This window comes from Nostoc sp. C117 (assembly GCF_043099735.1).
Lineage (GTDB): Bacteria > Cyanobacteriota > Cyanobacteriia > Cyanobacteriales > Nostocaceae > Nostoc.
Map to the genome: position 1 here is coordinate 3,941,845 of NZ_CP170991.1, position 13,728 is coordinate 3,955,572.

General features: G+C 42.4%; 11 protein-coding genes. 9 read left to right on the forward strand and 2 right to left on the reverse strand.

From position 1 onward, the window contains the following. Nucleotides 1–238: 238 nt before the first annotated feature. The 3 genes from ACFG4S_RS16980 (at nt 239) to ACFG4S_RS16990 (ending at nt 4,163) form a co-directional block, all read left to right on the forward strand. The gene (locus ACFG4S_RS16980; protein ID WP_392530246.1) at nt 239–511 is read left to right on the forward strand and encodes a hypothetical protein; all 273 of its coding nucleotides are present in this window, start codon (nt 239–241) and stop codon (nt 509–511) included. 42 nt (nt 512–553) lie between these two features. After that, nucleotides 554–1,162 (forward strand): hypothetical protein, encoded by a 609-nt coding sequence (locus ACFG4S_RS16985; protein WP_392530247.1) that lies wholly within the window; start codon nt 554–556, stop codon nt 1,160–1,162. A 400-nt stretch (nt 1,163–1,562) separates the two neighbouring features. Then, on the forward strand, nt 1,563–4,163 hold the full coding sequence (locus ACFG4S_RS16990; RefSeq protein ID WP_392530248.1) for a tetratricopeptide repeat protein: 2,601 nt from the start codon (nt 1,563–1,565) through the stop codon (nt 4,161–4,163). Between the two features lie 189 nt (nt 4,164–4,352). On the opposite strand, the gene ACFG4S_RS16995 is transcribed toward ACFG4S_RS16990, so the two are convergent. Together ACFG4S_RS16995 and ACFG4S_RS17000 are read right to left on the reverse strand one after the other, a co-directional pair. Beyond that, entirely contained in the window at nt 4,353–5,009 is a 657-nt protein-coding gene (locus tag ACFG4S_RS16995) for a (2Fe-2S) ferredoxin domain-containing protein (RefSeq protein ID WP_392530249.1), read from the reverse strand. A 78-nt stretch (nt 5,010–5,087) separates the two neighbouring features. Beyond that, nucleotides 5,088–5,345, reverse strand: coding sequence for an Asr1405/Asl0597 family protein (locus ACFG4S_RS17000; protein ID WP_392530250.1), 258 nt, complete (start codon nt 5,343–5,345; stop codon nt 5,088–5,090). A gap of 194 nt (nt 5,346–5,539) precedes the next feature. On the opposite strand from ACFG4S_RS17000, the gene ACFG4S_RS17005 reads away from it, so the two are divergent. The 6 genes from ACFG4S_RS17005 to mutT all read left to right on the forward strand — a co-directional run bounded on the left by ACFG4S_RS17005 (nt 5,540) and on the right by mutT (nt 13,690). Further along, entirely contained in the window at nt 5,540–5,848 is a 309-nt protein-coding gene (locus ACFG4S_RS17005) for a hypothetical protein (RefSeq protein WP_392530251.1), read from the forward strand. 371 nt (nt 5,849–6,219) lie between these two features. Next, nucleotides 6,220–6,774: a Dps family protein gene (locus tag ACFG4S_RS17010; protein ID WP_392530252.1), complete on the forward strand. Its 555-nt coding sequence runs from the start codon at nt 6,220–6,222 to the stop codon at nt 6,772–6,774. A gap of 488 nt (nt 6,775–7,262) precedes the next feature. Beyond that, a complete protein-coding gene (gene carB, locus ACFG4S_RS17015; RefSeq protein WP_392530253.1) occupies nt 7,263–10,565 on the forward strand; it encodes a carbamoyl-phosphate synthase large subunit in 3,303 nt (1,100 codons plus the stop codon). A gap of 612 nt (nt 10,566–11,177) precedes the next feature. After that, a complete protein-coding gene (locus ACFG4S_RS17020; protein ID WP_392530254.1) occupies nt 11,178–12,134 on the forward strand; it encodes an RNA polymerase sigma factor, RpoD/SigA family in 957 nt (318 codons plus the stop codon). A gap of 253 nt (nt 12,135–12,387) precedes the next feature. Next, a complete protein-coding gene (locus ACFG4S_RS17025) occupies nt 12,388–12,732 on the forward strand; it encodes a DUF760 domain-containing protein (RefSeq protein WP_392530255.1) in 345 nt (114 codons plus the stop codon). 478 nt (nt 12,733–13,210) lie between these two features. Then, nucleotides 13,211–13,690: an 8-oxo-dGTP diphosphatase MutT gene (gene mutT, locus ACFG4S_RS17030; RefSeq protein WP_392530256.1), complete on the forward strand. Its 480-nt coding sequence runs from the start codon at nt 13,211–13,213 to the stop codon at nt 13,688–13,690. Nucleotides 13,691–13,728: the final 38 nt, after the last annotated feature.

The window sequence follows — 13,728 nt, forward strand, 5'->3', positions numbered from 1 at the left end:
TTGGAAAGGGGAGGGAACTAGATTCCTGTTTCCCCCCTTTCCAAGGGGGGATTAAGGGGGGTAAAACGTATGTGGGACAATCCTTTGGGCTTAAGTTGATACCTACGAACAATGTTATGCCCCTTTCGCGTTTTGTATCTCAAAATTCTTGTAACCTGCCTCCGCAGGTTTTGTTTGTGTAGCCGGGATTTCTAATCGCCAGGGCATTTTTGAGCCTTTGAGCCTGAGAGTTGAGCCTTTGAGCCTAAAAGTTGAAGCTTTGAGCCTGAGAGTTGAGCCTTTGAGCCTGAGAGTTGAGCCTTTGAGCCTGAGAGTTGAGCCTCTGAGCCTAAGAGTTGAGCGTTTGAGCCTGAGAGTTGAGCCTCTGAGCCTGAGAGTTGAGCCTCTGAGCTTGAAAGTTGCGCCTTTTATCCTCGAAGTTGCGCCTTTGAGCCTAAAATTAGAAGTTTATATAGACAAATTATTAAATCTACTGCTGGTTTTCAGGAAAAATCTCATAAAACCTTGTTGAAATATATTAACTCAGTACATCTACCAGCATCATACAACAGCGATGAGCAATACCTCTGGATTTTCAGTTAGCAAACCTGTTGCATTATGGAATAAACCTATTAAAGCTGACTTTAAAGAACTATTTAAATCACTAGGCAAAGGTGTAATAAATGGAGTCTTTGGGCAGTGGGAAGAGGTAGCTAAAGATGCTGTAGAAGCAACAGCAGCACTCGGTTTAGGGTCAGCACCAGAGAAAGTTGCTTGGTTACTAATTTACCGGTCTTTGGTAGAAGCAATAGTGAGTTTGGTCAAAGGAAATCAAGAATTACTGTTTGCAAAACCAAACGAGGGCGATCTTGAGCTATTGTGCGATCGCAATGATGCCATTAGAGTGATTAGTGGTGGTCTAGGAAGTGGTAAATCTTCCTTTACCAAAATCTTTGCAGCTAACCAAGCAGAAAAAGGGAAAATTCCGGTTTTATTTATTCCTTTGCACCATTTTGAACCATCGGATGACTTAGTTGAGGCAGTGGGTAAGTTTGTACGAGATGATGGCTTTCTCAGACATAATCCACTAGATAAAGATAAGGCTGATTCCCGCTTACTGATTATCTTCGATGGTTTAGATGAGCTTGCCATACAAGGCAAAATTGCCTTCTCCTTCTCATAACAATGTGTAGGCGATCGCTCAACACGATTGCATACAAATATTAAGCGATCGCTACTATTACTTTGCCCAACTCATGACAAAGTATAGGCGATCGCTTTGTTATTAAGCTGTAGGTAAGCGATCGTAAGATTCCGGTTCAATATCTGGTACTTTCGCTAAGAGGTTGTTTGAAAAGTGGTTGGCTGTGATTTTAGGTACTTATTGATCCCCCCAACCCCCCTTTTTAAGGGGGGCAAAACCTTTCAAAGTCCCCCTTTTTAAGGGGGATTTAGGGGGATCTAAAACGTTTTGCTACCAAGAAGAGGACTTTTCAAACATCCTCTAAGGTAAATTCCGAAATACGGCGTTCATATTTAGTAGTTATTCTCTAAACATTAATAGCTCAAAATTAAATCTGGCAATGAACCCGCAAAACAAGCCCAAGAGTCTACAAGATATTCTCAAGCAGCGCCAACAATCAGGTTTTGTGGGTCGTGAAGACCAAGTAAACCAATTTCGCCAAAATCTAGCATTACCCCTAGAAGACGATCGCCGTCGTTTTCTGTATAACGTTTGGGGTCAAGGTGGAGTTGGTAAAAGTACCCTGCTGCGACAGTTTCGGAAAATTGCCGACGAAGCAAAAATTATTTCGGCTTACATCGATGAAGCGGAAAAAACTGTACCAGAAGTTATGGGTCGTTTAGCTGAGGAGTTAGAACGGCAAGGTCACAAACTAACACAGTTTAGCGATCGCTATAAAGTTTACTGCCAAAAGCGCCAAGAATTAGAAACCGATCCAGAAGCTCCCCAAGGCTTCTCAGCTTTTGTCGGCAAAACCGTCTTTAAAACTGGTGTGCGTTTGGCGCGTCGAGTTCCAGTTGGCGGTGCTGTATTTGATTTTGTCGATGAAGACGCTTTTGCTACCCAAGCCGGAGAATGGGCATCTTATGTTGCCAAGAAAATAACCAATAAAGACGAGGTACGCTTAATTCAAGAACCTGTAGAAGTTCTGACGCCGTTATTTTTGCAAGATATTTTTAAAATTGCTAAAGAAACTGCTGTTGTTTTGTTTTTTGATACCTATGAACGCACCGGGGAATTCCTAGATAACTGGCTACGGGAAATTTTGGAGGGTCGCCACGGTGAAGTATCTCTCAATATATTGATAGCGATCGCCGGTCGCCAAGAATTAGATAAAAATTATTGGGCACCTTACGAGGGGTTAATAGTTCGTTTTTCTTTAGAACCCTTTACACAAGAAGAAGCCCAACTATATTTAACTCGCAAAGACATTACCAACAGTCAGGTTGTAGAAACGATTTTGCGCCTTTCGGGAAATTTGCCCCTGCTGGTAGGAATGCTAGCAGATGCTCATCCCAATGACCCTAACCAAGTAGTTGAGCCTAGCAGTAATGCTGTAGAACGCTTTTTAAAATGGATTGATGACCCCAAGCGAAGACAAGTAGCGCTTGATGCTGCCATTCCTCGGTGCTTGAATCGGGATGTTATAGCTCAGTTAAGAGGAGAACAAGAAGCTGATGCGCTATTTACTTGGCTGAAAGAAACATCCTTTGTCAACGAACGTACTGACGGTTGGGCTTATCATGATGTCGTTAAAACCCAAATGTTACGCCACAAGCGTTTTTCATCGCCGCAAAGTTGGGCTGATATACATAGCAAGTTGGCAGACTATTACGACATATTAGGAAACGAACTGGAATTGGAGCAAGTAAAAGCTTGGCAAGATCAAACTTGGCAAAGCCATAAGCTCAATGTTTTGTATCACCGCTTATGCCAATCACCACAAAAGTACTTACCTGTGGCTCTCAATGAATTCCTTGCTGTTCTCAAAAATCAACGCATTTTTGCCCAATTTTGGGCAGCAACAATGCTTCAGGCTGGTAAAGATGTGGATTCTGCCGAAGTTCAAAGTTGGGGTGAGCAACTAAGCAATTGGTTAAAAGCCTATGAAGACAAACGTTATGAAGCTGCGGCTCAAATGCTCACAACACTCTTGAGCGATACTCGTCTTGAGGATAAATGGCGTGCAGTAGCGTTAGATTGGCGTAGTTATATTTACTGTCAATCTAATGAATACTCAAAAGCTTTGGAAGATTTGACCCAGGCGATAAAGTTAGTACCTGAAGAAGTTGAATATTTAACAGTTCGAGGTATGACTTACTGCCAAATCCAGCGTCACCAAGAAGCACTGCAAGACTTTAATCGTGTTATTGAGCTTAACCCGAATTATCAATGGGCGATCGCCAATAGGGGTATAGCTTACCGCGTAATGAAACGCTACCAAGAAGCACTGCAAGACTTTAACCGTGCTATTCAACTCGACCCTAATGACCAATGGGCGCTGGCACATCGAGGTGTGATTTACCGTTTTATGGAGCGTTACTCAGAATCACTCCAAGACTTAAACCGTGCTATTCAACTCGACCCCAATAATCAATGGGCAATTGCCTGTCGAGGTAATACTTACCGCTGTATGCAACGCTATAATGAGGCACTGCAAGACTTTAACCGTGCCATTGAACTTGACCGCAATTTTCAATGGACAGCAGCCAGGGGATTTAGAGGTTTTATTTACCAACGAATGCAGCGCTACCATGAAGCACCCCAAGATTTAGACTGCGCTATTGTACTTAACCGACATTACCAAGATGATTGGTGTTTATACGAGCGTGCTTTAACTTATTTAGTCGTTAACCAGCCAGACAAAGCACGGGCTGACTTGGCGCTTGCGATGAAGCTAGCTAAAGAGCATTACGAAAAAGATGCTAAAAACTGGCGTAATAGCTTTAACTTAGCTCTTTACTATTTGGCTGCTCAATATAATCAACCAGCAGAGCATTTATATCGGCGTATCTTATCTCAAGGTGCTTCCTTAGATATCCGTATAGCAATCCAAATAGCAATCCAAGATCTGAATACCTTTTTAACTGTATTCCCTAACCATGTGCAAGCGACATCTATGCGACAGTTGTTGCAGTCTTCTCTAACTGAGGTGATGTAATGTGCATATAAATACAAAATAAAGCGATCGCCTTTACATTATCCTCGTTTCATGACAATGTGTAGGCGATCGCTTTATATTTGACTTTTCTAAGAGTCTATCAAAATTTGCTGCCGAGTATTAACGGAACACACTAAAGAACTTATTATTAAACTTTCTCATTAAAATGTCAAGTTTTTCGTCTGCATTTCAGCAAAACTTGCCATTAACTCTTGCTACTTCTCTACACTCATCGGACTGTGTTTCTAAACCTTTATTACCAAAATGCTCATTCATCAGCGCGGGGATTTGTGCCGCTTGAATTCGGCTATGGCGTGTTTTATCTGGCATAACTAGGTTTGGTCCGGCTTTGCAGTTTTTCATGCAACCAGTACCCTTGATTGTAACTTGGTCTTCTAAACCGCGATCGCTTAAAGCCGCCTCCAAAGCCTGACAAACTCCTTTACCACCGCGTTTCATGCAATCAGACTTTTGACACACCAAAATCGTTGCTTTAGTCTTCGCTGGTTTTATATTGGCACGATCGATTGATGGTGTTTCTGGTGGTGCAGTAATAGTTTGAACTTTTCCTATCTCCAAACGCGCCGCCATCACCCGTTCAGCTTTCAGTGTCGCTTTGTCTTTTTTTATATCGTATTCTTTATAACCAACAACCTGCAGCCAAGTACCTGGTTGTAACCGCAAATCAAAAGCAGCCCGTAAATGCTTAGCTAATTTAACGTAGCATTCACCCTCGTGAGTTCCGAGCAGCAAACCTTTCAGCTTATAGCCATCTTTAATAACAAAATCTATAAATCTGCCCTCAAGGCAAAATTCTGATACTTCCATATTGCGAGATGCACCCATTTTTTAGTGTCCTTTTAACAAATACAAGCCATTAATCGAGATATTTTCAGCACCAGACTTAAGACTGGCGATCGTAGATTAAAACTTTTGATAACGACTTTTCCAGCAGGATTCAAGAGTCCATATCTGGTCTTGACGAGAGGCTGAGAATCGCCGTATCACACTCCAAAGTTGAACAACCGCTGTAGCAGAGCTAATTTCAACTTGTAATGGCTGATTACTGGCACAACTACAGGGAATATCTAACTCCTTTAGGCGTTGATAGACTTGCCAGCGGTCTGCCCAATTTACTTCTACAACGTGCTTGTTTTCAATTTCTGAACTGAACGATTTCAAGAGAATTGCCCTCAAAGTGCAACAAACTTGCAGTAATTACCGCGATTTAATTTCTGACTTTTTGAAATTTTTAGGAGTTTAACCTCTTAATATCAGCATAGCTTAAGTGCAAACTATTCTCAATAATTTTGGAAAAAATAAAATATTTATGGGTATGGAGCATTGCAATACTACTCGGTTAAGGAATTTCTTGGTTGAGGCAAGCAGGGGAAGCAGTGGAGAAATGGAGGCTGGAATTAAGTTTTGCCTCCTCCGCTTATCCGAGCAGTATTGTGGGGCATTGGTATTGCACGTTGGTTATGGGACATGGCATTGCGCGTTGGGTATGGGTAAAAGACAACGAAGAAGCTTATTCAATAATTCTCTCTAGTAGTTCGCCAAGGAAACTTGGCGGGGTAAAGGGTAAGGGGAAAAGGGAAAAGGTTTTAATTCTTTCCTCCAACCCCAGTCCAAACCTAGCAATTTTGGGTTGGCAGACTACTAGTACAGCACGCCGTAAATAAACCACTGATTCCAAATCAACACAACCCTTACACTGCATTGATTTTTGATTTTGAATTAGGGACTTGCAGAAATTAAATTATTCAATTTTGCCAGAGAAGACGATTGTTAGATTCTTCCTCCTCTGCTTCCCCTGCTCACTGAAACGATGGGATATTTTTTTAGTTGGAAGTCCCTTACGCCTTGCTGTACTAGTCTCTAATCCATAGTCCCCACAACTTGAAATTATCCAGTAAACAATAAAGTTGAGAATTTTTGTAAGCAAAAATACAAAATATTGCATTGGCAAATTGGCTTGTTATTTTTATTAAAATGTTAATATTGTAAAGATTAAGCAGTTAAAAACTGTAACTGCTAAAAAGAGAGGAACACAATGTCTGAAACGCAAACTTTGTTACGGAATTTTGGTCATATATATGACAATCCCGTGTTGCTGGATCACAGTGTAACTGCTCCAGTTACAGAAGGATTTAATGTTGTATTAGCTAGTTTCCAGGCACTCTACTTACAGTACCAAAAACATCATTTTGTAGTTGAAGGTTCAGAATTTTACTCACTGCATGAGTTTTTTAACGAAAGCTACAACCAAGTACAAGATCACATCCATGAAATTGGAGAACGCTTGGATGGACTGGGTGGTGTTCCAGTAGCAACCTTCAGCAAATTAGCAGAATTAACCTGCTTTGAACAAGAATCTGAAGGCGTATATTCCGGCCGCCAAATGGTAGAAAATGACCTAGCTGCCGAACAAGCAATTATTGGTGTAATTCGCCGCCAAGCCGCTCAAGCAGAAAGTTTAGGCGATCGGGGCACACGCTATCTGTACGAAAAGATTTTGTTAAAAACTGAGGAACGTGCATATCATTTGTCTCACTTCCTCGCCAAAGACAGCTTAACCTTAGGGTTTGTCCAAGCTGCTCAAAGCTAAGACTCTCATAATCTAGATTTGTTTACCTAAACTCAAAGAAAAAGTTCGCAGATCTAACTCTTAAAATATTATAAAAAAATGGCAGATACATAGCGACACTATTATGTGCCATTTTTAATTTCACTAAACGTATTAATATAATATTTAACGTTGAAAATATTTAGCAATTAGTTAGTTAAACATAGATTATCATTTGTTACAAAGTTTTATAAAATTAAATAACAAAGATTTGCAAAATCTCTTAAAAATTGATGGTAACAATTAAATAAAATTAGAAATACAAAATAATCATCAATAGTGTATGGGGCATGGGACGTTAGGAGTGCTGAGTTAGGAGTTTTGTTTATCCCCTTGTCCCCTTGTCCCCCTCATCCTCCTCGCCCCTCTTTGTCATCAAACTTAAAAAACTTAATAATAAAAAGCACGAGAGGGGGTAAAGACCCTTAAAATAATCAGGATTTGTATTCTCGTACTCCAAGGCAACTACTATGCCCCGCCGTGATGACCTCCGGAAGATTCTACTGTTAGGCTCTGGTCCAATTGTGATCGGACAAGCCTGTGAGTTTGACTACTCTGGCACTCAAGCCTGTAAAGCGTTGCGAGAAGAAGGCTATGAAGTGGTTTTGGTCAACTCTAACCCTGCAACGATTATGACCGACCCAGAAACAGCCGATCGCACTTACATTGAGCCGTTGACACCAGAATTAGTCGAAAAAGTCATTGAAAAAGAACGCCCTGATGCTCTACTACCAACGATGGGAGGACAAACCGCCCTCAACCTCGCCGTTACTTTAGCCAAAAATGGCGTGTTGGAAAAGTACGGCGTTGAATTAATCGGCGCTAAACTACCAGCCATAGAAAAAGCCGAAGACAGAAAACTTTTTGGTGAGGCAATGGCCAGGATTGGGGTAGCAGTGTGTCCTAGCGGCACAGCCGAATCTTTAGAAGAAGCCAAAGTTGTTGCTCACCAAATTGGCAGTTATCCCCTAATTATTCGTCCCGCCTTCACAATGGGGGGAAGTGGCGGCGGCATTGCCTACAACCAAGAAGAATTTGAAGAAATGGCACAGGTAGGTATAGATGCCAGTCCCGTTTCGCAAATTCTCATTGACCAGTCTTTACTCGGCTGGAAAGAATACGAACTCGAAGTGATGCGTGACTTGGCGGATAACGTGGTGATTATCTGCTCCATCGAAAACCTTGACCCGATGGGCATCCACACCGGGGACTCTATTACCGTCGCTCCCGCGCAAACCCTTACTGATAAAGAATATCAAAGGCTGCGGGATATGGCAATTAAAATCATCCGCGAGATCGGTGTGGAAACTGGCGGCTCTAATATTCAATTTGCTGTTAATCCTCTCACCGGGGATGTGGTGGTGATTGAGATGAATCCCCGCGTTTCTCGGAGTTCGGCTTTATCTTCCAAAGCCACTGGTTTCCCGATCGCCAAAATTGCCGCCAAATTGGCTGTAGGCTATACCCTGGATGAAATTCAAAATGACATCACCAAGAAAACTCCGGCGTCCTTTGAGCCAACAATTGATTACGTAGTCACAAAAATCCCCCGCTTTGCTTTTGAAAAGTTCCCCGGCTCCGAAGCAGTGCTGACAACTCAAATGAAGTCAGTTGGCGAAGCAATGGCAATTGGCCGGACTTTTAACGAATCCTTCCAAAAAGCACTGCGATCGCTCGAAACCGGACGTGCTGGTTGGGGTTGTGACAAAGCCGAAAAATTACCCAGTGGCGAACAAATTCGCGCCCAACTGCGAACACCTAACCCCGATCGCATTTTCGCCGTGCGTCATGCCTTACAGCAAGGGATGACCGTTGAGGAAATCTACGAACTCACTGGTATTGACCCGTGGTTCTTAGATAAATTGCAACAACTACTCGATGTGGAGAAATTCCTCAAGCGGACACCTTTACACCAGTTGACAAAAGAGCAACTTTATGAGGTGAAACGCGATGGCTATAGCGATCGCCAGATTGCCTATGCCACCAAAACCACCGAAGATGAAGTCCGCGCCTACCGCAAACAATTAGGGGTCATCCCAGTTTACAAAACCGTAGATACTTGTGCCGCAGAGTTTGAAGCGCTTACTCCTTACTACTATTCTACCTACGAAGAAGAAACAGAAGTTTTACCAGCAACCAAGCCAAAAGTATTAATTTTGGGTGGTGGTCCAAACCGCATTGGCCAGGGAATTGAGTTTGACTATTGTTGTTGTCACGCCGCCTATGCCTTGAAAAAAGCGGGGTACGAGACGATTATGGTTAACTCTAATCCAGAGACAGTTTCCACAGATTATGATACGAGCGATCGCCTTTACTTTGAGCCGTTAACAAAAGAAGATGTCCTTAATATCATCGAAACTGAAAATCCTGTAGGCATAATTGTCCAGTTTGGCGGACAAACACCCCTGAAATTGGCTATTCCCCTCCAAGAATATTTGCAGAAATTGGGAACAGCGGATAACATTCAATGCCCAATACCCAATGCCGACTACCCAATTCCTCAGATTTGGGGTACATCGCCAGATTCCATCGATATGGCAGAAAACCGGGAGCGGTTTGAAAAGATTCTCCAACAATTGAATATTGCTCAACCACCTAATGGTATTGCTCGCAGTTACGAAGATGCGCTGATTGTCGCCAAACGCATTGGCTATCCGGTGGTGGTGCGTCCCAGCTATGTCTTAGGGGGACGGGCGATGGAAATCGTCTATTCCGATACGGAATTGGAACGCTACATGACCTTTGCGGTACAAGTGGAACCAGAGCATCCAATTTTAATCGATAAGTTTTTGGAAAATGCCATCGAAGTTGATGTCGATGCGATCGCCGATCGCACTGGAAGAGTGGTAATTGGTGGTATAATGGAACACATCGAACAAGCGGGAATTCATTCCGGAGACTCGGCTTGCTCGTTACCTTCGATTTCCTTATCCCCAGCAGTTCTCAACCAAATTCGCACTTGGACGGTGCAGCTAGCACAGGCGTTGTCAGTTATAGGGTTGATGAATATCCAGTTTGCCGTCGTTGGTGCAAATGGTTATTCTCCCCAAGTCTACATTTTAGAAGCCAACCCCCGCGCCTCCCGCACAGTGCCATTTGTTTCTAAAGCTACGGGTGTCCAGTTAGCAAAACTAGCATCCTTAGTGATGTCAGGCAAAACCTTAGAGGAGTTACACTTCACCAAAGAAGTTATTCCCACACATATTGCCGTCAAAGAAGCAGTATTACCGTTTAATAAATTTCCTGGAACTGATACCATATTAGGCCCAGAAATGCGCTCCACTGGTGAGGTGATGGGGATTGACAGCGACTTTGGGCGAGCCTTTGCGAAAGCCGAAATGGGTGCAGGAGAGCATTTACCCTTAACAGGAACCGTATTTGTATCAATGAGCGATCGCGATAAAACTGCCGCAGCTGGTGTGGTGAAGGAATTTATCGATTTGGGCTTTAAAGTCATGGCTACACTTGGTACACGCCGGGTTCTTCTCGAACAGGGGTTAAATGTTGAATTAGTCCTGAAACTCCATGAAGGCCGCCCCCACGTTGTAGACGCAATTAAAAACCAGAAAATCCAACTGATTATCAACACGCCCTCAGGAGAAGAAGCCCAGACTGATTCGAGGTTAATCCGCCGCACAGGCTTAGCTTACAAAATTCCCATCATAACTACCATCGCCGGTGCAAAAGCTACCGTCGCCGCCATCCGTTCGTTACAAAATACGACCTTGGACGTAAAAGTTCTCCAAGATTACTGCAACATTGTGATGGAGTAGGGAAGAGGCAAAGAGGCGGAGGGCAAGGGGAGACATGGGAGACAAGGAGATAAACAAAACTCCTAACTCAGCACTCAGCACGGGCTAAACGCCCCGCTATCCATGTACAGCACTCCTAACTCCCCATGCCCAATGCCCCATTAAAAAATTAAACAATTCTTATAAGAGAATGACTATAGTTCTCATTGAGATACTTTAACAAGTATGAGGAAGCTTATTTGAGCGATATATTTCATGAAATCGACTTTTAGGAAGCCTGGAGAAGGAAGACAGTATATATTGCGTAAACTGTAACAGCCAGGAAATTTATCCAGCCATATAGCCAAAACCTTCTCATAAAGGTTACAATTATTAATATTAATCGAAATACAAAAATGTTTAAGAAGCTACCTTTTATCTAACTGTAGATACTTGTGGAAACTAGGAAATAATTGTAACTTTTAGCAATTAAGAAGCTCAATTTTGACGATTATGAGCAGCCGAATTAGTCGGGCGCGTAAGTTGCAAACCATAGCATGGGTTCCCAGTCTGACTGGTTAGTACCCATACAGAGCATCTATACCTTAATCACCCTACCGTCAAACTCATCATTCATTATCAAAGAGTAGCGCCATGAAGACCGCTCAGACAGCCACAGACCTCGTGCGGACTTACCTGCGTGAGATTGGCCGTGTGCCACTCTTAACCCACGAGGAAGAGATTTTCTATGGTAAGCAGGTGCAACGTTCAACGGCCTTGCACGAATCGAGGGAAAATCTTGCCACCCAGTTAGGTCGTCAACCAACTATAGAAGAGTGGGCTAAAGCGACAAAATTAGAACCAGCAGAATTGAATGAAGCGATCGCTGATGGTGAAATTGCTAAGCGTAAAATGGTAGAAGCCAATTTGCGCTTAGTAGTCTCCGTTGCCAAAAAGTACATAAAGCGCAACGTCGATTTACTGGACTTGATCCAAGAAGGTAGCATTGGTATGCAACGCGGGGTAGAAAAGTTTGACCCCACAAAAGGTTATAGGTTTTCTACCTATGCTTATTGGTGGATTCGCCAAGCTATCACTCGTGCTATTGCCGAAAAAGCTCGTACCATTCGCCTGCCTATTCACATAACCGAAAAATTAAATAAAATTAAAAAAGCACAGCGGCAATTATCTCAAAAATTGGGACGCGCTCCGACAGCTGGTGAGCTAGCTGAAGAATTAGAATTGACCCCCAAGCAAGTGCGAGAGTATCTAGAAAAGGCGCGTTTGCCGCTTTCCTTGGATTTGCGGCTTGGTGATAACTACGACACCGAACTCGGAGAAATGCTGGAAGATCCAGGAGCTTCTCCAGAAGAGTTTGTTATGCAATCTTCCCTATCTTATGACTTAGATCGCCTGATGGGTGACCTAACGCCACAACAGAGGGAAGTAATCACACTACGCTTTGGGTTAACTGATGGACAAGCGCTGACTCTTGCGAGAATCGGTGAAATACTGAATATCAGTCGAGAAAGAGTCCGCCAAATCGAGCGGGAAGCCTTGAGTAAACTTCGTAAGTCTAAAGCTAACATGGATGAATATTTGGCGAGTTAGTCATTTGTCATTAGTCCTTTGTCCTTTGTGAAAACTAATGACAAATGACCAATGACCAATGACCAATAATTAATGACTAATTGGTGAGAAAATACGCTGGTTTTGGTACGGTTACACCCACTTTCATCAGTAAGTTAGACTGTTACATTAGTTGATAGGAAGACCAAATAGCCACCTAAGTCAAATCGAAAAAGGTATTTAGTCTCCCAATAGCAGACACCGTAGCCAGCAATGGTAGTCAAGGAGATAAAAAATGAGTAACCCATCCAATCGCGTCTCAGAATTTTTCAATGGCGAATCAGAAACTAGCGATTTACTATGGCAGTACGTTAAATCCTTGAGTCCTGAGACAGTGACACAGCTATCTAAACCCAACTCTCCTGAAGTTTTTCAGGTGATGGAACGTAATATTACAGGATTGTTAGGAAATCTCCCGTCAGAACATTTTAGTGTGACTGTAACCACCAGTCGTGAAAGTCTGGGTCGCCTTCTAGCATCTGCTATGATTAGTGGTTATTTCTTGCGTAATGCCGAGCAGAGAATGAATTTTGAAATAGCCCTACAAGGAAATGAAACCAACAATAGCGAAATTGAATAAAAATGTATATTCTAACTAGAATAGATTTAATATTGTTGGGCTTAATTTTCTCATAATTACGCCTATGTCAATGAAAAATAGCTATTTGCTAAATCCTTGTCTATGATTTAAATCATGTATCACATAAATATTTATTTTGAAAAATCCAAAAAAATAGTGAGTTTGGATTTAAATTTAAGCCCAAAGAATGGAGGGTAATGTAGAACTTTTTAATTTGTTTTTCTCCAAATTTATGTAACTTGCGAACTGTTGAAACTAGTGGCGTATGTTGAAATGAATAATAAATAAAGACGCGTGGATGAATCAACAGCGATAGACAAAATTCGCAATCAATACAAACTCGGCAGAGTTGAAACTAGTCTGCCGAGTTTTGTTATTAGTTATTGGGCATTGGGCAAAATAGTGCTGAGTTAAGAGTTAAGAATTTTGTTTTATTTGTCTCCTTGTCCCTCACTTTCTACTCCCCACTCCATAAACTATGAGTCAAATCAGTTCTTTCCCACCACATAAAATCATTGGTGTTGCCGTAATTTGGAACGATCGAGAGCAAATTTTAATCGATCGCCGTCGTCCAGAAGGAATGATGGGTGGTTTGTGGGAATTTCCTGGTGGTAAAATTGAAGTTGGTGAAACCATCCAAGAATGTATTCAACGGGAAATTTATGAAGAACTGGGAATAGCGATCGAAGTGGGAGAGCATCTGATCGCTATTGACCACACTTATACAAACTTGCGCGTTACCCTTATAGTACATCACTGCCGTCATATCACAGGTGTTCCGCAACCTTTAGAATGTGATGAAATTCGCTGGGTAAGCTTAGAAGAACTCGATCGGTTTACTTTTCCTAAAGCAAATATTCAAATTATTGCAGCCCTAAGAGAGAGTGGGGAGATGAGGGAGATGGGGAAGAAAAGAGAACAAGAGGACAAGGAGATAAACAAAACTCCTAACTCCTAACTCAGTACTTAGCACGGGCTAAACGCCCCGCTACCGCT

Bases quoted from the DNA above. Each gene is read 5' to 3' on its own strand.
- ACFG4S_RS16985 (WP_392530247.1), top strand. From the start codon at position 554: ATGAGCAATACCTCTGGATTTTCAGTTAGCAAACCTGTTGCATTATGG.
- ACFG4S_RS16990 (WP_392530248.1), top strand. From the start codon at position 1,563: ATGAACCCGCAAAACAAGCCCAAGAGTCTACAAGATATTCTCAAGCAG.
- ACFG4S_RS16995 (WP_392530249.1), bottom strand. From the start codon at position 5,009: ATGGGTGCATCTCGCAATATGGAAGTATCAGAATTTTGCCTTGAGGGC.
- ACFG4S_RS17010 (WP_392530252.1), top strand. From the start codon at position 6,220: ATGTCTGAAACGCAAACTTTGTTACGGAATTTTGGTCATATATATGAC.
- carB (WP_392530253.1), top strand. From the start codon at position 7,263: ATGCCCCGCCGTGATGACCTCCGGAAGATTCTACTGTTAGGCTCTGGT.
- ACFG4S_RS17020 (WP_392530254.1), top strand. From the start codon at position 11,178: ATGAAGACCGCTCAGACAGCCACAGACCTCGTGCGGACTTACCTGCGT.
- ACFG4S_RS17025 (WP_392530255.1), top strand. From the start codon at position 12,388: ATGAGTAACCCATCCAATCGCGTCTCAGAATTTTTCAATGGCGAATCA.
- mutT (WP_392530256.1), top strand. From the start codon at position 13,211: ATGAGTCAAATCAGTTCTTTCCCACCACATAAAATCATTGGTGTTGCC.